Source organism: Providencia sp. PROV061 (assembly GCF_011045655.1).
GTDB classification, from domain to species: Bacteria; Pseudomonadota; Gammaproteobacteria; order Enterobacterales; family Enterobacteriaceae; genus Providencia; species Providencia hangzhouensis.
The window spans coordinates 4,511,912-4,534,585 of sequence record NZ_CP042861.1 but is presented as its reverse complement, the minus strand read 5'-3'; the positions used below and the strand labels follow the sequence as shown (position 1 = coordinate 4,534,585).

21 protein-coding genes are annotated in these 22,674 nt (G+C 37.9%); 10 read left to right on the top strand and 11 right to left on the bottom strand.

Annotation, left to right across the window (positions count from 1 at the left end; genetic code table 11):
• Positions 1–318 precede the first annotated feature (318 nt).
• The 5 genes from FVA72_RS21035 to FVA72_RS21015 form a co-directional block, all read right to left on the bottom strand.
• Positions 319–1,263, bottom strand: coding sequence for a nucleoside hydrolase (locus tag FVA72_RS21035; protein WP_110592814.1), 945 nt, complete (start codon positions 1,261–1,263; stop codon positions 319–321).
• 36 nt (positions 1,264–1,299) lie between these two features.
• Positions 1,300–2,292: an ABC transporter permease gene (locus tag FVA72_RS21030; RefSeq protein ID WP_110592815.1), complete on the bottom strand. Its 993-nt coding sequence runs from the start codon at positions 2,290–2,292 to the stop codon at positions 1,300–1,302.
• Between the two features lie 13 nt (positions 2,293–2,305).
• Positions 2,306–3,832, bottom strand: coding sequence for a sugar ABC transporter ATP-binding protein (locus FVA72_RS21025; protein WP_110592816.1), 1,527 nt, complete (start codon positions 3,830–3,832; stop codon positions 2,306–2,308).
• 72 nt (positions 3,833–3,904) lie between these two features.
• A complete protein-coding gene (locus tag FVA72_RS21020; RefSeq protein ID WP_004265250.1) occupies positions 3,905–4,867 on the bottom strand; it encodes a sugar ABC transporter substrate-binding protein in 963 nt (320 codons plus the stop codon).
• Between the two features lie 10 nt (positions 4,868–4,877).
• Positions 4,878–6,122 carry a PfkB family carbohydrate kinase gene (locus tag FVA72_RS21015; RefSeq protein ID WP_004265251.1) on the bottom strand — a complete coding sequence of 415 codons (1,245 nt, stop codon included), beginning with the start codon at positions 6,120–6,122 and terminating at the stop codon, positions 4,878–4,880.
• 691 nt (positions 6,123–6,813) lie between these two features.
• On the opposite strand from FVA72_RS21015, the gene ssuE reads away from it, so the two are divergent.
• The 7 genes from ssuE (at position 6,814) to FVA72_RS20980 (ending at position 13,208) form a co-directional block, all read left to right on the top strand.
• Entirely contained in the window at positions 6,814–7,335 is a 522-nt protein-coding gene (gene ssuE, locus FVA72_RS21010) for an NADPH-dependent FMN reductase (protein WP_004265252.1), read from the top strand.
• Between the two features lie 64 nt (positions 7,336–7,399).
• Positions 7,400–8,179 carry an aliphatic sulfonate ABC transporter permease SsuC gene (gene ssuC / locus FVA72_RS21005; RefSeq protein ID WP_004265254.1) on the top strand — a complete coding sequence of 260 codons (780 nt, stop codon included), beginning with the start codon at positions 7,400–7,402 and terminating at the stop codon, positions 8,177–8,179.
• A 2-nt stretch (positions 8,180–8,181) separates the two neighbouring features.
• Positions 8,182–8,916 carry an ATP-binding cassette domain-containing protein gene (locus tag FVA72_RS21000; protein ID WP_405030007.1) on the top strand — a complete coding sequence of 245 codons (735 nt, stop codon included), beginning with the start codon at positions 8,182–8,184 and terminating at the stop codon, positions 8,914–8,916.
• 49 nt (positions 8,917–8,965) lie between these two features.
• Entirely contained in the window at positions 8,966–10,117 is a 1,152-nt protein-coding gene (gene ssuD / locus FVA72_RS20995; RefSeq protein WP_110592818.1) for an FMNH2-dependent alkanesulfonate monooxygenase, read from the top strand.
• Positions 10,118–10,164: 47 nt separating this feature from the next.
• A complete protein-coding gene (locus FVA72_RS20990) occupies positions 10,165–11,103 on the top strand; it encodes a sulfonate ABC transporter substrate-binding protein (RefSeq protein WP_110592819.1) in 939 nt (312 codons plus the stop codon).
• 248 nt (positions 11,104–11,351) lie between these two features.
• Positions 11,352–11,792: a PACE efflux transporter gene (locus FVA72_RS20985; RefSeq protein WP_004265273.1), complete on the top strand. Its 441-nt coding sequence runs from the start codon at positions 11,352–11,354 to the stop codon at positions 11,790–11,792.
• Between the two features lie 402 nt (positions 11,793–12,194).
• The gene (locus FVA72_RS20980) at positions 12,195–13,208 is read left to right on the top strand and encodes a sulfate ABC transporter substrate-binding protein (RefSeq protein ID WP_110592820.1); all 1,014 of its coding nucleotides are present in this window, start codon (positions 12,195–12,197) and stop codon (positions 13,206–13,208) included.
• Between the two features lie 213 nt (positions 13,209–13,421).
• Here FVA72_RS20980 and FVA72_RS20975 read toward each other — a convergent pair whose 3' ends face one another.
• From FVA72_RS20975 to FVA72_RS20955, 5 genes are all read right to left on the bottom strand, one after another.
• Entirely contained in the window at positions 13,422–14,378 is a 957-nt protein-coding gene (locus tag FVA72_RS20975; RefSeq protein WP_004265276.1) for an OmpG family monomeric porin, read from the bottom strand.
• Between the two features lie 123 nt (positions 14,379–14,501).
• Entirely contained in the window at positions 14,502–16,382 is a 1,881-nt protein-coding gene (locus tag FVA72_RS20970; protein WP_110592821.1) for a glycoside hydrolase family 3 protein, read from the bottom strand.
• Positions 16,383–16,807: 425 nt separating this feature from the next.
• Positions 16,808–17,752: an OmpG family monomeric porin gene (locus FVA72_RS20965; RefSeq protein WP_004265280.1), complete on the bottom strand. Its 945-nt coding sequence runs from the start codon at positions 17,750–17,752 to the stop codon at positions 16,808–16,810.
• A 425-nt stretch (positions 17,753–18,177) separates the two neighbouring features.
• On the bottom strand, positions 18,178–18,948 hold the full coding sequence (gene tpiA / locus FVA72_RS20960) for a triose-phosphate isomerase (RefSeq protein WP_036959102.1): 771 nt from the start codon (positions 18,946–18,948) through the stop codon (positions 18,178–18,180).
• 178 nt (positions 18,949–19,126) lie between these two features.
• Positions 19,127–19,756: a DUF1454 family protein gene (locus FVA72_RS20955; RefSeq protein ID WP_175427135.1), complete on the bottom strand. Its 630-nt coding sequence runs from the start codon at positions 19,754–19,756 to the stop codon at positions 19,127–19,129.
• Positions 19,757–19,791: 35 nt separating this feature from the next.
• Between FVA72_RS20955 and FVA72_RS20950 the strand changes: the two genes are divergently transcribed.
• Positions 19,792–20,211 carry a DUF805 domain-containing protein gene (locus FVA72_RS20950; RefSeq protein WP_094961896.1) on the top strand — a complete coding sequence of 140 codons (420 nt, stop codon included), beginning with the start codon at positions 19,792–19,794 and terminating at the stop codon, positions 20,209–20,211.
• 74 nt (positions 20,212–20,285) lie between these two features.
• Here FVA72_RS20950 and fpr read toward each other — a convergent pair whose 3' ends face one another.
• The gene (fpr, locus tag FVA72_RS20945; RefSeq protein ID WP_094961897.1) at positions 20,286–21,032 is read right to left on the bottom strand and encodes a ferredoxin--NADP(+) reductase; all 747 of its coding nucleotides are present in this window, start codon (positions 21,030–21,032) and stop codon (positions 20,286–20,288) included.
• A gap of 183 nt (positions 21,033–21,215) precedes the next feature.
• Here fpr and FVA72_RS21785 point away from each other — a divergent pair, with 183 nt between their 5' ends.
• Entirely contained in the window at positions 21,216–21,344 is a 129-nt protein-coding gene (locus FVA72_RS21785; protein WP_256372551.1) for a hypothetical protein, read from the top strand.
• 144 nt (positions 21,345–21,488) lie between these two features.
• Complete coding sequence (gene emrD / locus FVA72_RS20940; protein WP_110592822.1) at positions 21,489–22,673, top strand: multidrug efflux MFS transporter EmrD; 1,185 nt, start codon at positions 21,489–21,491, stop codon at positions 22,671–22,673.
• Position 22,674: the final 1 nt, after the last annotated feature.

Genomic DNA, 22,674 nt, shown 5'->3' with positions numbered 1-22,674 from the left:
ATTGTATTTATGCCAATATGATATGAAAAGCACCATTACAAAGTTTAATTAAGGTATTAGGCTGAGCTAGAAATCTCATTTCAGAGACTCATTGCATGAATGCATTTGGTTCTGCCGCATTAAGAATAAGTAGGGTAATTTAGTTGCTTTCCAGGATGAGTTACTCATGACTTTAATTTGAAAAGCGTTCAAATGTCTTCACTATTTCACTAATATCATTGCTCTATGCATCCGCTGATATCTGGTTTATTTGTTAATACAGATTACCTCTATAGAAATTAATGAGTAAACCACCCGCTATGTGGGGTGGTTATCACTCTATTTTCCTAATTGCTCAAGGGAATCAATAAACATATCCCATAATTGCGGATTATCTAATTTAGTGGCAGCTTGGGTATGGCATTCTGCTTTAATGGGTAGACGAAAATCTGTGACTGTCATTCCCGTTGTTAGAGCACCTTGCAATTCAATATTAATTGGAGCTTTGATTGTTTCCATTATCGATGGGTCGATAACATAAGCAACAGCGCATAAATCATGAACTGGGGCATGGTCACTATGTCCTTTTTGCTGACGATAACTAGCAGTGTAGTTATTGAGGGACTCAACAACAAAATGGCTTAGTCGAGTATTTAACGCCTTAATCTTTTCTATGATTTGGTCATCTGGGCGTGCTTGATAGGCTAGGTCTAATCCAACCATTGTGATAGGCCAAGTTTCATTAAATACGATATGGGCGGCTTCAGGATCTATGAGGATATTAAATTCAGCAACAGCTGTGCTGTTGCCTGTATGGTAGCCACCCCCCATTAAAACTACCTCTTTCACTAATCCTACAATTTCTGGCGCCTTTCTTGCTGCTAATGCAATATTTGTAAGTCCCCCTATCGGAACGAGAGTTACTGTTTTTGGCGGATGAGATTTAATGGTATCAATAATTAAGTCAACGGCATGTCGTTTATCAATAGGTAGTTTAGGTTCTGGAAGTTGTGACCTATCAATACCTGTTACTTTATGAGTTTTTAAACCTTTTTGTATTGTCCTGACTAAAGGGCGAGAACAACCTGCTGCGATAGGAATATTATTTGCACCGATTAATTCCATAACAGCGCGTGTATTATAAGTGACTTCATCTAAAGTTTTGTTTCCAGCAGCCGTTGTTACGGCAAGTAAATCAATATTCGGATTACCTAATGCTAAAAAAATAGCCATTGCATCATCATGACCGGGGTCACAGTCGATAATAATTTTATTTTTAGACATTTTTTTTCCTTTTATTAACATTTAGTAGGTGGTTGTTTAGCTCTTGTTTAAATGACTACGGTATGTATCAAGTACCACTGCAACGATAATTACGGCTCCTGTTATAAAGCGTTTTGTGGGCTCGCTTGCACCAACTTGTGCCAACCCAGCAGCCAGAACGGAAATAATCAATGCTCCAAGAAAAGTACATATAATTGAACCTCTTCCTCCCATCAAGCTTGTACCGCCTATCACAACAGCAGCAATAACCTGTAGTTCCATTCCAACACCACTATTTGGGTCAGCGGCCTCAAGGCGCGCCACTTGGAACAGTGAGGCCAAACCAGATAATCCTCCCATAAGTGCAAATACAGCGATCTTATAAGGCCCGGGATTAATGCCTGATAATCGGACCGCTTCTTCATTCGTACCAATACCAATCAAATGACGGCCAAACACAGTTCGAGTTAAAACTAAATGCCCGACTATAATGACTACTATGGCAATAATAAAAGAAGGGGATACTCCGAAGAAAACCGGGTCGGCAATATAATCATAAATAGAACCAATATAGGCCGTTCTAGAGTCAGTCAACTGATAGGCTAATCCTCGAGCCATTTCCAACATTCCGAGAGAGACGATAAATGCGGGAATACGCCAAGCAACCGTAATGAAGCCCGTTAGTGATCCAACTAGTGTTGCGAGCATTACACCAGAAAGAGCTGCTAGCCATGGGGGCCATTGGAAATTTAAATACGTTACGCTTACCACAGCTGCTGCAAGAGCCAACAACGATCCAACGGAAAGATCTATACCTGCAATAATTAATATGAATGTCATCCCAACAGACATAACAATTAGGTCAGGGATTTGATTCGCAATAGTACTAAAGGTATTCATGCTTAAAAAGTGTGTGCTAAGGCATGAAAATAGCACTATCATCGCCAATAACGCGCCGATTAATCCGATGTAGCTATTTAACTCTTTCAATGATGTATAAGGGGTTTCTTTTGTTGTTGCCGCTTGTTTAGTCGATAATTTGTTATTCATTTTTTATCCTCGGCTATTCGCTAGAAGTATTTTCTACATGCTGATATGCAGAAAATGCTGCTGCTAAAATTTGCTCCTGACTCCAGTCACCACGTGAAAAGGTATTCACTAGTTTGCCATCTGAAATTACTGCAATACGGTCGCAAATGAGCATGAGTTCGCGTAAATCACTGGAAACGACAACAATGCCTTTTCCCTTAGCCGTCAACGCATTCAGTAACTGGTAAATATCTTGTTTTGCACCAATATCTATACCTCGAGTGGGCTCATCAAATAAAATAATCTGACAATCTCTTTCTAACCATCGGCTAATTAATACTTTTTGCTGATTACCTCCTGATAAACTCTTTACAGGCTGCGAAGGATTTGTCGCGCGGATGCCTAAGTTTTTAATATATTTATTTGCTAAATTGGTTTCATCAAGTGAGCTAACGATTGATAGAAAGCTTGTTTTATCGCTATTACCCAAGGAGATATTTGCTGCTATAGATTGTGGTAATAAAAGGCCTTCGCCTTTACGATCTTCTGTAACCAATGCGATACCGTGCTTAATTGCATCCTTAGGAGATCGTATTACTACGGTTTTTAACGGATCACCAACCTGTAATGTGCCGCTGTCGATTTTATCAGCACCGAAAATAGCGCGTAAAAGTTCTGTTCGTCCAGAACCTACTAGACCGCTAATACCTAATATTTCACCACTGTGTAGCGTGAACGATGTATCCTGAATAATTCTTCCACGCTTAAAGTTTTTCACTTTCAAGATCGGATGACCGACCTGGTGCTGATTTAAATTAAATGAACTTTTTAAATCACGTCCGACCATCAGTGAAACTAGCTGATCACTGTTATAGCGTTTAATATCATCCACACAGACTAGGTGGCCATTCCGTAGTACTGCAATATCATCAGCAATTACCGCTAATTCATCTAATCGATGGGAGATATAAATCAATGAAACACCTCGGGCTTTAAACAACATTATCTGTTTAAACAGTAATTCAACTTCACGGTTACTGAGCATTGCTGTAGGTTCATCAAGAATAAGAACTCGGCTTTCGCCAATTAAGTTTCTTGCGATTTCAATCATCTGTTGATGGCCAATGCCTAATTTACCAACAAGTGTATTAGGATCGATCGATTGCAATCCAACCATGGCCATCACGGGTTGAGCTACTTCGTTTAACTTTTTCCGATCAATCCAACCAAATCGGTGAGGAAGCTGTTCGAGAAACAGATTTTCTGCTACCGATAGCGTGGGCAGTAAATTGAGTTCCTGCATCACCATGCGGATACCCAATTTTTCAGCATCTTTCCTGCTGTTAGGCGTGTAAGGTTTTCCCTGATAAATAATTTGTCCAGAGGTTGCGCTGGTTAGTCCTCCAATTATTTTGGCTAAGGTACTTTTTCCGGCGCCATTTTCCCCAGTCAGAGCCAATACTTTTCCTGAATATAATGCTAGTGTCACATCCACTAAGACAGGTTCACTATAGGTTTTACTTATTCCGTGTATTGCGAGGATCTCTTGCCTATTTTTCATATCCTGACCTTATCGGGTAAGCTGCTCTGATATCCGAAAGGTGCAATACCAAAGCAATGAACCATGATTAACCTATTGTTTAATAATAAGTTTTATTGGGGTCTCAATATTGCTGGATAAATCACTTTGTTTTTTACCATTTTTGAGCGCATCAAGTGCGGCATCAATGCCAAATACAGCTTGCTGGGAAGCGAATTGATCTGCTGTTGCTAATACTCGGCCATCATTCAACATCGGCTTAATTGCTTCGATATTGTCATAACCTACCACCAGAACCTGTCCTTTTTTTCCAGCTGAACGAATTGCAGAAACTGCACCTAATGCCATGTTATCGTTATTTGCTAACAGTGCTTTGATATCGGGATATTCACTCAGCATTGCAGCGGCTACCACATTAGCGTTGTTTATTTCCCATTGACCGGATTGAATAGAAACCACTTTCATTCCTCCCTCAGCCATTGCTTGCTGGAATCCCTGAGTGCGTTGTTGAGAGTTACGGGAGGTTGGAATGCCTTCAATAATACCTACTTGATCACCTTGTTTAAGGTGCTTTACTAAATAATCACCAATATCTTTAGCTCCTTTTTGATTATCAGGACCAACAAAAGGAATATTTAGATTTTTATCTTTGAGTACACCTTCATCAAATTTATTATCAATATTAATAACGATTATTCCTGCATCAATTGCTTTCTTAACTACAGGTAGGATTGCTTTAGAATCAGATGGTGCAATGATGATAGCATCCACTTTAGATACAATCATTTGCTCTACAATCTGGATTTGATTTGCCGTATCCGTTTCGTTCTTTATTCCATTAGATATCAAATCAAACTTATCTATATTTTTTTTCTGATAATCTTTTGCTCCTGTCTCCATTGTCAGAAAAAACTCGTTTGCCAATGATTTCATGACTAGGGCAATTTTTGGTTTATGCGTCTGCGTATCGGCGGCAAATGCAGGTATGATGAAGAAGGAGGAAAGTGCTATTCCGACAGTTGCACCGATAATGCGATAAAACATTTTATTTTTCATTTGGTTATTCCTATAGGCTTAGGGGACTGAATAATTCTCTAAACAATTGCTGCTTACGGTGATAAACGAGCGAGTTACTGGGCATGTTTGATGCGCCTTTACGTTCAACTTTCAACGATGCAAACGCAGAAGCATACTGCGCTGCATTGACGAGCTCTTTACCGTTAGCAATGTATGCAGCTAGTGCTCCAGTAAAAGCATCGGCAGCTCCACTGGTATCGACAACAGCTGATTTATAGGCAGGAATATGGGTATAAACTTTGCCATCAAAGATTAGGCAACCTTGATTACCTAACGTGATAATGACGGATTTTGCACCTTGAATATGAATGCTTTTGGCTGCGTTTTTTGCCGAATTAATATCGTCAATAACTACTCCAGATAATGCTTCGGCTTCAATTTTATTTGGTGTAATAATATCTATTAAATGCAATATTTCTTTGATTTCTGGAACATAAGGGGCTGGGTTCAATACAACAATAGCTTTCCCAAGTTTTGCCTGCATTATTGCATAACGAGTTATAGGGAAATTGTTTTCTAGCTGAGTCAAAAATACTCTGCAATTACGAATGATATCAATATCTAATAAAATGTCCTCTTCGGTAAATGTTTCGTTGGCACCAAGAGTGACACTGATCATATTGTCACCAGTAGCATCAGAAACCCATACGATTGCTATTCCAGTTGGTGACATTTCATTTATAAGAAAAGAAAATGATGAAATCTCAGTCTTTGTTAAATACCTCTTGGCTTTTTTTGAAAACTCATCTGAGCCTAATTTAACCGTTAAGTGAACGTTATTATTAATTTTAGCCGCAGCGATAGCTTGGTTTGTCCCCTTTCCTCCGGCATAAAAATGTGTTGCAGAAGCCCGTATGGTTTGACCAATCTGGGGTAGTGCTGTTATTTCAGAGACAATATCAACATTAAACGAACCTAGGATGTAAACACTTTCATTAATATAGCTGTTTTGTGTAGTTCGATTTGAATTTGGTGCAATATCCTTGCCGCTTTTAAAGCCGTTTAATATCGTTTCTGTAAACGATTGTTCAAATAAGGATTCGTCATCTGGTGTGTTTTTTAATTGTACGCCACCATGAAACAATGAGAATAGTGTACTTTGGCATAGCTCATTTAAGTCATTACGAATAGTTCGAGTAGTTACCGATAATTCTTTAGCTAATTCGCTAACATAAGCTTTTTTATCAGTTATCAACTTAATTCGAATAGCTTTTTGTCGTTCTTGTTTTTTCATAAATACTCACCTCCAAGTTTTATAATATTAAATTAATGCTAATGTTTATTGAGTGACGTTCAAAAATAAACACATAAATTGGAATTTTTTTTTCCGATTTGGGTAATTAGTTAAATGTTCAGGAAGCTCGAATAAAAATCTAGTGTCAACGGATTACAATCTATAGTTATAATCCGTAATCTATACACTCTCCTTGCATTTGTTACAAATAACAAATAAGTCAGTTTTTCAGGGTGTTTCATACTAAAAGGTAATTACGATGCCGCCTATGAATTTATCAAGCGAGTATTAAAATTTTCCACTACTGAGTGACAGCTAAAATATTCAGCATTGATAAATGTGTCTATTACAGTAATGTGATTTTCCACTTAATTAAATCGTAATAACATAAAATGATTAAAAATCAAATGCATCAGTAACTATTCATTCAATCCTGTAACTCTGGCCAGTTACTTTTAATTACTAATTAGGCTAATATGAAATTCAATAATTCTGCGAATTCTAATTTTAAAGCAAGTAGTTTTGGTATTTTTTTTGATTTTTTGCATCCTGTTCAAAATTTTAAATCCGATAATAATTAAAAAGCAATTCTTTTATATCGATTATAGTATTACTAAGAACAAAAAATTATTTCTTTCTCATAGGCTAATTCGATAAATATTAAGAGTCAGTTATCAATAGAGAGGTTAATATGAATATTCTTATTATTTCAGGAAGTCCAAATTCGAAATCACTTTCATCTGCCTTACTTGATTATATTCAGCAATGGCTTGGTGAATATAATGTATTGATTGAACGGGTTAGTGTGAATGAATTTGATTCAAGTGTGTTATTAAAAGCAGAATATCAACATTCTCAAATAGAATTGTTTATTAAAAAAGTTAATAGAGCAGATGGTGTTATTATAGCTTCCCCCGTTTACCAATCATCGTATAGCGGTGTGTTAAAGTCATTAATTGACTTATTACCACAAGGTTCATTTGCTAATAAAAGAGTATTGCCAATTATGTCTGGAGGCAGTGAATGTCATCAATTAGCCTTGGATTATGCTTTTAAACCCTTATTGATGGCATTAAAAGCTGAAGAAATTATGATTGGAATTTATATTAGTAATAAACATTCAAAGTATTCTGAGCAATCTCAGAAATATATTTTTAATGATGAGATTATTGGTAGAGTAAATAATACTTTACGTTTTTTTATCGCTCACTAAATAAAACTAGGAATTATATATTACAAGCTGAACTATACTCGATTGTTGGATTGGGGGAATAAAAATGAGCTATCAACGTAATTTATTTTTGAGTTGGCTAGTGCCTTTAGCTTTACTGATGATTTGGCAATTTTCCGTAAATTCAGGCTGGGTATCAAACCGTATATTACCAGAACCACTTCAAGTAATGAATGCGGGGTGGAGGTTAATAAAAAGTGGTGAGTTATGGGAAAATATGGTTGTCAGCACATTACGTGCCTCTATCGGTTTTATTATTGGCGGCTCGATAGGGCTTATTTTAGGACTAATTACAGGGCTATCCCGATTAGGTGAAACTTTATTAGATAGTTCGATACAAATGATCCGCAATATACCACATTTGGCACTTATCCCTTTAGTTATTTTATGGTTTGGTATTGATGAGAAAGCTAAAATATTTCTCGTCTCATTAGGTACTTTTTTCCCTATTTATTTAAATACATTACATGGCATTAGACATATTGACCGCGGTTTGATTGAGATGGCAAAAAGCTATGGACTAAATGGATATCAACTATTCCATCACGTTATTTTTCCAGGGGCACTGCCATCAATATTGGTTGGTATCCGTTTTTCTCTTGGGCTGATGTGGCTAACATTGATTGTTGCTGAAACCATTTCTGCAAATGCAGGGATCGGATATTTAGCAATGAATGCGCGCGAGTTCCTCAGAACTGACATTGTAGTATTTACCATCATTGTTTATGCCTTACTGGGTAAAATAGCAGATTGGTCGACCTATTTATTAGAAGTTGTACTTTTGCGTTGGCATCCTACTTGGCAGAAAAAAAAGGTTCCAGCATGATGATAAATCAACCTATTAGAAATGAAGGCATTACAGTTAATGTTAACCAGATTACTCAACAGTTTGGTGCTCATGAAGTACTTAAATCCCTTAGCTTTACAATTCCTGCAGGGCAATTTGTCGCCATTGTTGGGCACAGTGGCTGTGGTAAGAGTTCCTTATTACGCCTAATAGCTAATTTAGATTTTCCCTCGTCAGGGGAAATCACGAGCGAAACACTATCACTAGCTCATTTTTATAATAATACACGCATGATGTTCCAAGAGCCGCGATTACTACCATGGAAAAAAGTTATCGAGAATGTAGAGCTTGGACTTAAAGGAAAATGGCGTAATGAGGCACTTGAAGCACTAGATGCCGTTGGACTGCTTGATAAAGCTAATGAATGGCCTGCAACATTATCTGGTGGACAGAAACAGCGTGTCGCATTAGCAAGAGCACTTATTCATCGTCCTCGTTTACTATTACTTGACGAGCCTTTAGGTGCACTTGATGCATTAACTCGAATAGAAATGCAGCAGTTGATCATTAAGCTATGGCAAGAATACAAATTTACCGTTGTGCTTGTAACACACGATGTGCATGAAGCTGTGTTTACCTCTGAACGAGTATTGATGTTAAAGGATGGCGGGCTGTATTTTGATTTACAAGTAAATGAAGATTATCCCAGAACACTGACTAACTCTAGGTTGATTGAACTTGAATCGAAGGTATTGAGTGCACTTACAGAGTTTTAGAGGTATTAAAAATAATTTCTGATTGTTATCAATTGAATAGGGATTAAACATGACAGCACAGCAAGAACTACAGATATTTTGGTTTTTACCGACGCATGGAGACGGGCGCTATTTAGGCACTCAGAAAGGTGCTCGTCCCGTGACATTATCTTATTTGCAGCAAATTGCTATCGCAGTGGATAGTTTAGGTTTCCATGGTGTGCTGATCCCAACAGGTAAAAGCTGCGAAGATTCGTGGTTAATTGCTGCAGCATTGGTTTCAGTGACCAAACAATTACGTTTTTTAGTAGCGGTTAGACCAGGTCTTCAACCCCCTTCACTAGCTGCTCGCATGTCCTCTACTTTGGATAGACTATCAGATGGACGATTATTGGTAAATGTGGTTACAGGAGGTGATCCGATAGAAAATAGAGGTGATGGGATTTTTTTAAATCATGAAGAGCGATATAAAGTGACAAAGGAATTCCTTGAAGTTTATAAACGGTTGATCCGTGGAGAGCAGCAAGTTAATTATCAAGGAGAACATATAAATGTTGAAAATGCAGGATTGCTATTTCCACCAGTACAACCATTAGGTCCTCCATTGTATTTTGGTGGCTCATCGCCAGCTGCGTTAGCGGTTGCAGCAGAACATATTAATACATATTTGTCATGGGGCGAACCAATTGCTGATGTAACTGAAAAAATTACAGCTGTGCGGAAACTAGCAGATGAAAAGGGTAACCAATTGGAATTTGGAATTCGCTTACATGTGATAGTGCGAGAAACAGAGCAAGAGGCTATTGATGCGGCGAATAAGCTGATTTCACATCTTGATGATGAAGTGATTGCTCAAGCTCAATCTATTTTTTCGCGTATGGATTCAATGGGGCAGAAGCGTATGCAAGCACTCCATAATGGCTCTAAAGATAGCTTATTTATTGCACCTAATTTATGGGCCGGTATTGGTTTAGTTCGAGGCGGAGCCGGAACGGCTTTAGTTGGTTCACCTGAGCAAGTTGCAGAACGAATTAGGGGATATCAAGCCGTGGGTATTAGTAAGTTTATTTTTTCAGGTTATCCGCATTTAGAGGAAGCACACCGGTTTGCAGAGTTAGTAATGCCGTTATTACAAGGACTAAAAGAGTTCTCTTTCTCTAGTTCATGTATTAATACTGGGCCATTTGGTGAAACAATTGCCAATGATTCAAGGCCAAAATAAGTGAGTGAAAACTATTTGAGGTAATTAATCCTATCAGGAGTCCTACTATGAAAAAGTTAATACTATTTGCTTCATTATTGCTGATTTTCATCTACCCCAACTTTATTTTCGCAGAAGTGAAAAAAATTAATATTGGGTATCAAAAAGCCAATATTTTTGCAATATTAAAATATCGAGGTTCGTTAGAAAGCGAATTTAAAAAATATGATGTTAATATTAATTGGATTGAATTTCCCGCAGGACCGCAAATGTTAGAAGGGTTAAATCTAGGAAGTATTGATTTAGCCGCGACGGGAGATGCACCACCTATTTTTGCTCAAGCAGCACAAGCTGATTTTGTCTATTTAGGTCATTCACCAGCTAATCCCAAATCAGAGGCAATTATTGTTCCTGAAAATTCATCAATTAAGTCTATCAATGATTTAAAGGGAAAACGGATCGCATTAAATAAAGGTTCTGATGTGAATTATTTACTTTTGGCCGCATTGCAACATGCGGGGCTTAATTACAGTGATATTATCCCAGTTTATTTACAACCATCAGATGCGAGAGCAGCCTTTGAGAAAGGGGCAACTGATGCATGGGCGATTTGGGATCCTTTTTTAGCTGAAGTTGAAACTAACTTGTCAGTCCGTCAAATCGTTAATGGTGAAAATTTAGTTCCTCATTACACCTTTTTCCTTGCTAGCCGTAACTTTGCTGAAAAAAAAATTAAATATGTTGAAGTAATTATTGAGCAACTAATACAACAAAGTGAATGGGTTAATACACATCCTCAAGAAACCTCAGAAGTCTTATCAGTATCAACAGGGCTAAGCAAAGATATATGGTTAAAAGCATTACAACGCGCAAATTATGGGTTTATTCATATGAGTGATGATTCGTTTGCGAAGCAACAAAAAATTGCAGATATTTTTGTAAAAGCACGTCTAATTCCTGAACCTGTTGATGTTAAAAAAGCACAATGGATAATTAAGGAAAATTAATTTTTTAATAAAAATATTTAAATCTAATAATTGATAAAGTTTTATATAAAGTCGCCAGCTTAATACGAGAATATTTAACACGGTTTTTCGTATAATCAGATGTTTTACTACTTAATGTTATATCATTTGCCGCTTTCTAGTAGATGAAATTGTCTCCTGCGATAAAAACTTAAGTGGCTGAGTTTTATTAATATTGACGAATATTTACTCTGTCATTTTATTGGTAATAATATATTGGAGGTGGAGAAATGCAGGGAATAAAACGTAGAATTGTATTTATAACGATTTATGAAGTTATTGGCTGGTTTATTTCCGCATTGGCACTGGCTTTTCTTTCTGGTAATTCAGCAGGAACTACAGGGCCATTAGCCTTAGTAATAACTACTATTGCCGTTAGTTGGAATTTTATTTTCAATACCGCATTTGAATATTGGGAATCGAAACAAAAATCACGTATTAGAACATTTAGACGCCGTTTTGTTCACGCTATACTTTTTCAAATAACACTAGTTGCTTTCTTAATTCCTTTAATTGCATGGTGGCTGTCAATTAGTCTTTTACAAGCATTAATATTCGATTTTGCCTTAATTATTTTTATCCCAATTTATACTTTCTTTTTTAATTTGGCTTTTGACAAAATCTTTGGTTTACCAAAATCAGCATTGCCGCAGGAAAATAAAATGACATGATAATGTCAAGGTTGTGTTTCCTTCTATTTGTTACCTAAGGAAACATTGATAATAGGGTACTCTTGTAAATAAGGAAATAGATTTAAACGTTTTTATCCTATTCTAGGTTGCAGATCAAATACTCTATTTACCAAATATACTTTTTCAGAAGGCTGGCCATAATAAAAATGGCCAGCTGACTTTTGCGAACGCTAATATCGCTTAAACCCTTTTGAGTGTTACATGGCTTTTTCCTAATGTGGAATAAACGATACGTTTTAAAAGAGGGTTATTTGTAAGTCTTTATCTTTTATTCTTTGTTCACATATTCCTCATTCTTATAAGTTTTTCTTTTTAATTATTTCCCGTAATTGATGCTATCTGTCAGCCTCTTCTTATCATAAATTTAATGAGGAAATGTGGATGACACGTTCATGGCAGGTAACAAAATCACAATTTACGACGGCATTGCTATTGCTGCTAGCAACAGGGGCTTGGGCGAAAAATATTCAATTGTTGAATGTGTCTTATGATCCGACTCGTGAGTTTTATCAGCAATATAATCAGGAGTTCAGTGATTATTGGAAAAAGAAAACGGGCGATACCGTTACCGTTCGGCAATCTCATGGTGGCTCAGGTAAGCAAGCCATATCAGTGGTGAATGGATTAGAAGCCGATGTTGTTACCTTAGCTTTAGCCTATGATGTTGATGCTATAGCACAAAGTGGCCGTATAGATAAAAATTGGATAAAAAAGCTCCCCGATAATTCAGCTCCTTATACATCGACTATCGTCTTTCTCGTTCGTAAAGATAACCCGAAAAATATCAAAGATTGGGACGACTTAGTCCGCAAAGACGTTTCCGTGGTGACACCAAACCCGAAAACCTCCGGCGGAGCACGTTGGAATTACTTAGCAGCATGGGGCTATGCGTTAGATAAAAATCAGCAAAACCCTGAAAAAGCGAAACAATTCGTTAAACAGCTCTATAAAAATGTGGAAGTACTCGATTCGGGGGCTCGCGGCGCAACCAATAGTTTTGTTGAACGCGGTATAGGTGATGTATTAATTGCTTGGGAGAATGAGGCTTTACTCGCTATCAATGAGTTAGGGGAAAGTGGGCAGTTTGAGATAGTGACGCCAAGTATTTCGATTCTTGCTGAGCCAACTGTCGCTGTTGTTGATAAAACTGTCGATAAACGTGACCGCAGGGCAGTTGCCGAAGCTTACCTAGAGCACCTCTATTCAGTTGAAGGGCAGGAAATTGCAGCGAAAAACTACTATCGTCCACGAAATGTGGAAGTGGCTAAAAAATATCAGCAGCAGTTTCCTGAGCTTAAGTTACTGACGGTAGATGAAAGTTTCGGAGGGTGGCAAGCGGCACAAGCAACTCATTTTGCGAATGGGGGGGTGTTCGACGAAATCATCCAACGCTAATACTCTTCATATTTCGCACTGTAGCGTTGTTGGCTACGTTCGCTAACCCTAGTCACATACTGGTGTATGCTTCTAGGGATTAGCTTTTCTTGCCGCCTAGCTACAGCACGAACTATTTTGAGTAATGATAGTTAAGGGCGGGTATAATAAAAACAGGATTAAAATGGGGTATTATTCCTAGCCTGTGAGGGGCAGACTAGGAATGAGGTTAATTTATTGCCACTGGTATTTGACACCTAACTGGCCAAGATAAAATGTTTGGCGGTTGTTGCCACCTGAGGTGATACCTGCATTTTTTGGGTTTTCCCAAGTACTAGGTTCAACCGCGAAGCCGCCCCATAGTGTTAGTTTTGGTGTTAAGTTATAAAAAACTTGTGTCCCGACACGGTAGCCGTCTTTAACTTTCTGGGTAGTGCGTTTGTTACTATCGTAGTTATGTTCATTTAAATAATAACGAAAATAAGGCATTACGCTCCAGTCCTGGTTTAACGTGATAGGAAAATAACCGCGAATTTGGTTTTGTTCCCATGTCTTATTAAAGTCTTTATCCCATGTCCAATCGGTGTATAGATAGACTTTGGCGGTTGCAGAGTCGTTGACCTTATAAACAAGTCCGTGTTCGGATTCCCACTCATAACTATTGGGGGCATGGAAATTATCGTAATGGTAAACCGCATCCCAAAAGTTAAATGCCCACTTATCATTGAAATTGTATGTCCCGCTAGGCATTAACCAAAACATAGTATTCGATGGCCGTGCCTGTGTGCCCGGTGCGGAGTCATTTGATTCCTTACGATAGGTGACATTCAAATTGAACTGACCAATATCGCTCGCATACATTTTCCGAGTAGCGCCAATTTGCGTACGATTACGAATAAAAGAATCTTTGGATGTTGAGAAATTGTGGTTGTAGCTTCTTAATGATTCCTTATGTTCCAGAAAAAAGCTCCATTTTGATTCAGGATTCGCTAAAAATAGCTGGCCAACCATCGTGGTTTTGTCGTAGACCTTACGACCGCTGGTATTATGGTGTCCTTCAAATTTTTCGAGTTCCATATAGACGTTGGAAGAAACGCGCCAGTAATCATTATTGACCTGATCAGCTGCGAAAACGGATGTTGTCAATCCTGTGAGAGTAACAAAAAGTAAACCATTCAGTGAAGTTTTCATTTTAACCCTTTAATTTTTATGTATATTTTATTTTTTATGCCTTAGTCCAAGGCGTTAGTGTCTGGCCTTTATACCGTGGGGTATAAAGGCTAAATCATTGTTAATAATTAATAGGTTGTGTAATTAATTGATTGTGGAGTAGGTTTCACCATGACCATAAGGGAACAGCACTTTGTTACCTTGTGAGTTTTTAATATTAACGGGTAGCAACCCTTGAGGTGGGTTTAGCGGCTGGCCGTGAGTGTTAGCAAATAATGTCCGTAAACCGCTGCGAATATTGGTTTCTAACGAATTGCGGTTATTATTGGTGATATCAAATCCGGTAATACCGTAGATGGCAATATTTGCGTTTACATCGTTTAGGTATGCGATGTCATAGGGGTTACGTGAAGAGATAACAACAATAGGGGTTTTAAGTTGGTTTGCAGCATCAATGATAAGCTGAGCATTCGTTGGCGTATCCTTTAAATTATAGGTCGTCAGTAATACCAAATCTTGGTTTTGAACCAGTTTTTTTGCTTCATCTTGTGTTAGCGTATTTTCATTCAATTTAACGACACTTTCGCCTGTAAGAATAGCAACCCCCGTTTCCTGTGCGATATCATTTAACTGTTTTTGAATTAAGGTATTGCGTGGCTTTTCATCAGAAATAATGAAAATTCGATTTAGCGGTTTTAATTGATAGGGCAGCACATTCTCATTTTTAATTAATGTGATAGCCTGCTCAGAAACCATATTTTCAATATCTTTATGGCCTTTTGATGCGACGACTTGTTCTGCTTTCACTAAGTCTATTGGTTGTGCTGTAATTTCTTGCTGAAGCTTTTTCAGCACTACACGTTTTGCGGATTCATCAATACGTTTTTTCAGTTCTGGGTTTTTCTCTGCTTGTGTTTCTAAATAGCGGTACATGTTATCTAAACGAGAAACCGCTTGGGAGTCCCACATTTTAATTGGCATAAGAATAATATCTGAGCCAGCGAGTAACGAGGTTTCTACCGCCCAATTAATATCGAAGTTGTCAGCAATAGCCCCCATGTCCATGGCATCTGTCACTATCAAGCCATCATAGTTGAGCTCATCGCGTAAAATACCATGCAAAATAGGTTTGGAAAGCGTCGCTGGGGTGCCAACTTGTTTACCTGCAAGTGTGGTGATCTTATCGTCATCCAGTGCTGGTACAATGATATGTGCGGTCATGACGGCATCAGCACCATGAGATAACGCGTATTTGAATGGGACGAGTTCAGTGTCTCGCCATGTTTTCGCGTCGGAATTAACAACGGGTAAATCAACATGGGAGTCAGCAGAGACATTTCCATGACCCGGGAAATGTTTAAGTGACGTCAATAAATTATATTTATGAATGCCTTGAATATAGCTGGTGGCCAGAGAGCCAACTAAATTTTTATCATCTGAGTATGAGCGTACCCCAATCACTGGGTTATTTTGGTTGTTATTAACATCAACAACTGGGCCAAAATTGATATTAAAACCAAGACTGGATAGCTCATATCCGTGGATCATCCCTGTTAGCTCTGCAAGGGCTGGGTTACGTGCTGCGCCTAATGCCATATTTCCGGGCATTTCGGTGCCTACGCGTAAGCGGGTGACATAACCCCCTTCTTGGTCGGTACCAATAAATAGTGGAAGGTTACTGCGGGAAGATTGAAGTTTATTAATTAACTCCACAGTTTGTGGTGTATCAATCAGATTTTCTCTAAATAGGATCACCGAACCGAGGTGGTACTGATTGATAACCTTAGAAACTTCATCATTCATAACGAGAAAAGGAGCGGGTTCTCCATGGCTGTCTTTATTCCAATATCTGAAATCTAACATGAAGAGCTGACCAATTTTCTCAGCCTCGGACATATTATTTACTATTTCTTGTGCAGACTTTTGTTTGTCTTGCCATAATTCATTCAATTGGGCTTGTGTTATTGGGTTAGCCATTGAAAATGCACTGAAAATACAAGCACTAAGTAAAGTGAATTTCTTCATTTTTCATTTTCCCTAAGTTATTTTTCAAAAAATAATAAGTGGCTGGATATATTTATGATGTGAGAGTGCTCACAGTTGATAGTATTCTCTCTTTCAGAGTAAGAGGAATAGAGTACAAATAGATAGAGAAGGGGGCTTTATTTATCTCATTGATATTAAATAGCAAATTATCAAGAATAATTAATTTTGACCTAGAATAATTTCAACTTGATATTATTTTGTTATGTGACGTAAGTATAAATTATAATTAAATGGTATTTAAATCGACGGTAGAGCGTAAAAAATTAATGTTTTCACTAATTATTTACTTTTTAATATATTTTATTCTTATATTTAAGTAGTTTTCTAATTTAAAATATATAAGCCATATGATATTTCACATGGCTTATTTTTTTAAGAGAAATAAGTTAGTTACAAACCAAAGGTTACCATTGGTATTTTACGCCAATTTTACTTAGGTATAGCGTTTGTTTATTATCATATCCTGACGTAATTCCATTCTTTTTAGGTGATTTCCATGTTGAAGGCTCATAGGCAAACTCACTCCATAAAGTCAGTGATGGGGTGACTTGGTATTCCACGAGAGAGCCAATGCGGAAGCCATTTTTAATTTCCTGTGTTAAATAATTATTTTTATCATAGGTATTTTCTTGTAAGAAATAACGTGCATAGGGGGTGATTTTCCAGTTGGGTTTAATGGTAATGGGTAGGTACGCACGAACTTGTGATTGTAAAAAGCGGGTACTGAAATGTTTATCCCATTGGTTATCAATATAAACAGTGAATTTTGCTTTTAATGCATCTGAATATTTATAGGTCACACCAAATTCGGTTTCTGCTTCATGGCTGCTGTCATTGAAATAATTACTGTAATAAAAATAAGAGAGCCAAAAGTTAAAAGACCAATCATCATTGAAACGGTACTCGCCGGCAGGAGTTAAGCCATATAAACGATTCGAAGAACGTGCTTTGGTGTTGGGTTCGACATCGTTTGACTCTTTTCTGTAACGAAAACCAAGCTCTAAGTCTGATGTTGGGGTGTTAATCATTTTCTTGATAGCATCAATTTGCGTGCGATTTCTAATGTAAGAATCCCGTGAAGTCGTGAAGTTACGGCCATGATTCCTTAAAGATTCGCGGTGTTCAAGAGCAAAGCGCCAGGCAGATTGCGGGTTGAAAAGCTTTAGTTGCCCAACGGTGCTGATTTTATCGTAGACTTTATTATTAAATGAATCCCGTTGTCCTTGATATTCTTCTATTTCCAAATAGATATTGGTATTAACTCGCCAAGAGTCATTATTTAATTCAGAGAAACAAATTGTAGGGAATATAATTATGATGCTATAGATTAAACCAACTATATATTTCATATTTATCCTTCAGGGTGAGTTTTATTAGTGTTAATTATCTAGTTGAGCGATTAGAGAGATAAATGTGTATTAACTTTTATAGATTGTCTACCGTTATTATTTAATAGATGATGAATGGTATATATAAATTAAAAATCTAATAAGTTGCATCTTGTTGTTATTTTTGGGAGTTTTATTATTGTCGGTATAAAGGTGTATTTTTATTTATAACTTTATTTAAGATTTTTAATCATATGTTTATTTGTTAGTTTTAAATTTAATTAATAAATATTAATTAAATTTAAAACTAAGTGGTAATTGTATTATATGGTTGGTAATTATGAGAATAATAAAAATATTGATGTGATGCTTTTATTCATGTTGGAATTAATTAAAATAAAAAACCGCCAATATTTGGCGGTTAATCTCAAGGTATTAAAATAACCTTATTTAGATTTTTTCGCTTCAGCAGCCGCTTTAACAATAACAGCAAAAGCGTCAGCTTTCAGAGAAGCACCACCCACTAAGGCACCATCGATATCTGGCTGGGTAAATAGCTCAGCTGCGTTGCTGGCATTAACAGAGCCGCCGTATTGGATGATAACTTGTTCAGCAATGGCTGCATCTTTTTTCGCAATATGAGTACGAATAAATTTATGGATTGCTTGTGCTTGTGCTGGTGTTGCTGATTTACCTGTACCGATAGCCCAGATTGGCTCATAAGCGATAACGGCACCTTGGAAAGCTTCTGCACCTAAAGAATTCAATACGGCATCGATTTGACGAGCGCAGACTTCTTCGGTTTTACCCGCTTCATTTTCAGCTTCAGTTTCACCAATACACAGTACTGGGATCAGACCTTGTTCTTTTAAGACAGCAAATTTCTTAGCGACAAATTCATCACTTTCGTTGTGATAAGTACGGCGCTCTGAGTGGCCGATAATGATGTATTTGGCGCCAACATCTTTTAACATTTCAGCAGAGGTTTCACCTGTAAATGCACCTGATAGGTTAACGTCAACGTTTTGTGCACCTAATGCAATGCGACTGCCTGCTAACGCATGTTTAGCTTGAGTCAAATAAATCGCAGGTGGTGCAATAGCCACATCACAGCCATCAACGCTGCTGAGTTCATTACGCAAGCCAGCGACGAGGTCATTGACCATCTGTGTGCTGCCGTTTAGTTTCCAGTTACCCATTACCAATGGATGTCGCATGTTATTTCCTCCAACCAGAGAGTTTGAATGATTAATCAATAAGTTATTCATCACACGCTTATGTTACACGCGTAACGTGACAATGTTGTCGCCATTCACCTTCTGCATTATAAGAACAATGGATAATAATAGCTTTGCTTTTCATCATGCTTGTTCTTAGAGCGTGATCACAGTCAGTTTAGGGTGTTTGTTGTTCTAGCTTAATCGGTTCAACAGCAAAAGTAAGCACATTATTGTCACTTTTTACTAAAATATATCTTAAAGCGCCTAATCGAGCTTCTTCCGCGTGAGTTGCACTATTATTGGCAATAAATTTATTTAAGGCTTCCGTAAGCTCAGGGGCTTTATCCAGTGAAACTTCAGGGGCAAATATACGGACCATTGCCATGGTATAACTTTCCATTAATTGTCGATTTTTTTGGTTTTCTTGTGGGTTATCAGACGGTAGTAATGTGAGCTGTAAACTTTTAATTTTTTCACTTCCGCGTTCTAACACCGCAGAGGAATAAATTTGTTGGTTAATTCGAGAAGCTGCTCGAATATAGGGAGCTGCGATATCTTGGCTAGCAATTACTTTATATTCATGAAGATATAAGTCTTTGTATGCTTGATTGAATTGGTTACGTAATTCAGGAATAGTGAGGTTAAAAGAAGGCGCATCAGGGGCCAAATAGGAGACCTCAAAGTCAGTATCTGGCAGCGTTGGGACTTTTTGAGCAAAAGCCAGTTGTGGCACACTAAGTACAAAAATGGTTATGATGGCGTATACAGAACGAAATAAAGTTTGGGTCATTTTTGAGCCACTCATTTTTAGTTTTCCACATTGTATCAGGATTATAGGTAATGACATTACAACAATGGGCTTTTTCCTTCAAAGGCCGTATCGGTCGCCGGCCATTTTGGGTAGGTATTGCAGTCATTTTTATTTTAATGACGGTAATTGCCCTGTTACAAAATGCACTGCTATTCTCTGAAACACTTGCTATATCGTTATTTATTTTACTACTTTACCCTTTGGCCGCTATCTTTGTGAAGCGTTTACATGACCGTGGAAAATCGGGTGGGTGGTTTGCGCTGATTTTATTGGCATTTGCTCTTTTTTCAATCGACGTCAGCCAATTTGAACCTGTATGGCAATGGGGGATAGGGCGCTTTTTACCATTATTAATTACTATGATAATGGTACTTGATTGTGGAGCTTTTGTGGGGATGGATGGTGTTAATCACTACGGTGAAGAAACAGAAACGGTGGATTATTTATAGCGCTAATGCCATGTAGCCCGACTACCATATAACATGAATGCTACCCTGAAACTATTTCAGGGTAGCATGCTAAATTACCAGTATTGTTCACTCGAAATATGGCCAGGTTTGCGGCGTAAATGTTTAACCATGTTACGGTTATTTTTTAGTGTATCGCGAGTGTCCCTGACCATTTCAGGGTTACCGCATAGCATAACGTGGCAGGTGTCAGGCGAAAGGGCTAGGCCAACAGCGTCTTCGAGTGCATGATTTTCAATTAAGGCTGGAACACGGCCATATAATGAACCTGTACATTGTTCGCGGCTCACCACGGTGACAATTTTTAATTTCCCTTGATATTGTTGTTCCAACTTTTTCATTAAGGACAAATAACTTAAATCTTTCTCATAACGGACAGCGTGGAGTAAAACAATGTTCTCGAAGCGCTCAAGGTCTTTGCCTTCCTGTAAGATGGACAAAAAAGGCCCAATGGCGGTACCTGTTGATAACATCCATAAGTTTTTACATTCGGGTATTTCGTCTAAAACGAAGAAACCCGCTGCTTCATCCGTGATCTGTAACGTATCATCGGGTTTTAATTGTGCTAATTTTGGGCTAAGTTTCCCTTCGGGGACTATGACAAAATAAAATTCAAGTCGGTTATCACTAGGTGCGTTGACGTAAGAATAAGCTCGCTGAATACGTTCGCCTTCGATTTCGAGTGCCAGTTTGGCGTATTGTCCGGCGGTAAAGGGTTTAATTGGCGCCTCAATGACTAAGCTGAATAATGAATCAGTCCAAAATTTGGCTTCAATCACTGTTCCTGTTACCCAATTTGCCATAGATCCCACCTCTTCATATTTTAAAATCGACCATCTGAAAAATAACTCATTTTTGATGTGAATGAGCCAAAGCATGGTTCACTAGGATTTAATACTAAAACAGTTCATTATTTATGCTTATCGATAATGTGTTCCAGTGTTTTATTCTTAATATTGGTCTATTTTAAAGTTCAATGTACAGTTATGTTGACAATGCTGGCGAATATTACTGCCATTGTTGAAAAATATAAAATGTCGCACTACTACGAAAAGATGGCTGCTTTTGTTATCTTAGTCACACTCAAGCAAAACGCATTATTTGCTATTTATTAAAAATGGCATAAAAGCGTAGAGCAGTATTTTTATATTGATAATTAAGCACCTAAATAATTTTGCGTTATTACAATGAAATAATGCGGCGTTATTTTGTGTCCGAAATAGCGTGCATTTGAATTATTGGATGTATTTGAGAGAAAAATGAGAAAACTGGAACATTTTAATTTGCTATTAATGCTAATTGCATTGGCAGCAGTCGGCCAAATGACACAAACTATTTATGTTCCTGTCATTGCTGAAATTGCCGCTTATTTTAATGAGCCCTCTGGTGCTGTTCAACAAGTAATGGCGGCTTATTTATTTTCTTATGGTTTTTCGCAGTTAGTTTATGGGCCGCTATCTGACCGAATTGGTCGCCGACCTGTTATTTTAACCGGTTTAACGATTTTCTTATTTTCAACGGTTGTGGCAATTTTCGCGCCAACGCTAAATATACTTACAGTGGCAAGTGGGTTACAAGGGCTAGGAACTGGTGTTGCCGGTGTAATGGCAAGAACAATGCCTCGAGACTTATATAAAGGCACAGCGCTGCGTTATGCAAATAGCCTATTAAATATGGGGGTGTTAGTCAGCCCATTATTGGCTCCCATGTTTGGTGGAATATTAGCGCACTTTTGGGGCTGGCATGCTTGCTATATTTTCCTATTTATCTTAGGTGCCTCAGTATTATTGAGTATGTATCGTTGGCTACCAGAAACGCGGCCGGTTTCCCCAGAAAAGCACAGAATGTTGGCCTCATATCGTGAATTACTTTCAAGTGGTTCATTTCTCTCTTACCTTGCTATGCTAGTTGGTGCGTTAGCTGGGATAGCGGTATTTGAAGCCAGCAGTGGTGTATTGATGGGCGGTGTATTAGGGCTAAGCAGTATCACCGTGAGTATTTTATTTATATTGCCGATTCCTGCCGCTTTCTTTGGCGCTTGGTATGCAGGGCGAGAGGGAAAAACGTTTTATAATTTGATGTGGCACTCAGTGCTTATTTGTTTATTGGCTGGCTTTATGATGTGGGTGCCAGGCTGGTTTGGGATTATGAATATATGGACATTGTTAGTCCCAGCAGCAGTATTTTTCTTTGGCGCTGGTATGTTATTTCCCTTAGCAACGACAGGAGCTATGGAGCCTTTCCCTTATTTGGCAGGTGCCGCAGGAGCACTCGTTGGCGGCTTACAAAATGTCGGTTCAGGTGTTGCGACTTGGGTTTCCGCCTTGTTACCACAGAACGGGCAGTTTAGTTTAGGATTGTTGATGTTTTTAATGTCGATGCTTGTATTGTTGTGCTGGTTACCTTTAGCAAAACGTATGAATCACTCAGAACGCATAGTTTAAT

Coding starts and splice junctions, on each gene's coding strand:
- ssuD (WP_110592818.1), top strand. CDS start 8,966: ATGACAGCACAGCAAGAACTACAGATATTTTGGTTTTTACCGACGCAT.
- FVA72_RS20965 (WP_004265280.1), bottom strand. CDS start 17,752: ATGAAATATATAGTTGGTTTAATCTATAGCATCATAATTATATTCCCT.
- FVA72_RS21030 (WP_110592815.1), bottom strand. CDS start 2,292: ATGAATAACAAATTATCGACTAAACAAGCGGCAACAACAAAAGAAACC.
- FVA72_RS20955 (WP_175427135.1), bottom strand. CDS start 19,756: ATGAGTGGCTCAAAAATGACCCAAACTTTATTTCGTTCTGTATACGCC.
- FVA72_RS21035 (WP_110592814.1), bottom strand. CDS start 1,263: ATGTCTAAAAATAAAATTATTATCGACTGTGACCCCGGTCATGATGAT.
- FVA72_RS20975 (WP_004265276.1), bottom strand. CDS start 14,378: ATGAAAACTTCACTGAATGGTTTACTTTTTGTTACTCTCACAGGATTG.
- FVA72_RS20950 (WP_094961896.1), top strand. CDS start 19,792: ATGACATTACAACAATGGGCTTTTTCCTTCAAAGGCCGTATCGGTCGC.
- FVA72_RS20990 (WP_110592819.1), top strand. CDS start 10,165: ATGAAAAAGTTAATACTATTTGCTTCATTATTGCTGATTTTCATCTAC.
- tpiA (WP_036959102.1), bottom strand. CDS start 18,948: ATGCGACATCCATTGGTAATGGGTAACTGGAAACTAAACGGCAGCACA.
- FVA72_RS21020 (WP_004265250.1), bottom strand. CDS start 4,867: ATGAAAAATAAAATGTTTTATCGCATTATCGGTGCAACTGTCGGAATA.
- ssuE (WP_004265252.1), top strand. CDS start 6,814: ATGAATATTCTTATTATTTCAGGAAGTCCAAATTCGAAATCACTTTCA.
- fpr (WP_094961897.1), bottom strand. CDS start 21,032: ATGGCAAATTGGGTAACAGGAACAGTGATTGAAGCCAAATTTTGGACT.
- ssuC (WP_004265254.1), top strand. CDS start 7,400: ATGAGCTATCAACGTAATTTATTTTTGAGTTGGCTAGTGCCTTTAGCT.
- emrD (WP_110592822.1), top strand. CDS start 21,489: ATGAGAAAACTGGAACATTTTAATTTGCTATTAATGCTAATTGCATTG.
- FVA72_RS20970 (WP_110592821.1), bottom strand. CDS start 16,382: ATGAAGAAATTCACTTTACTTAGTGCTTGTATTTTCAGTGCATTTTCA.
- FVA72_RS20980 (WP_110592820.1), top strand. CDS start 12,195: ATGACACGTTCATGGCAGGTAACAAAATCACAATTTACGACGGCATTG.
- FVA72_RS21025 (WP_110592816.1), bottom strand. CDS start 3,832: ATGAAAAATAGGCAAGAGATCCTCGCAATACACGGAATAAGTAAAACC.
- FVA72_RS20985 (WP_004265273.1), top strand. CDS start 11,352: ATGCAGGGAATAAAACGTAGAATTGTATTTATAACGATTTATGAAGTT.
- FVA72_RS21015 (WP_004265251.1), bottom strand. CDS start 6,122: ATGAAAAAACAAGAACGACAAAAAGCTATTCGAATTAAGTTGATAACT.
- FVA72_RS21785 (WP_256372551.1), top strand. CDS start 21,216: ATGTTGACAATGCTGGCGAATATTACTGCCATTGTTGAAAAATATAAA.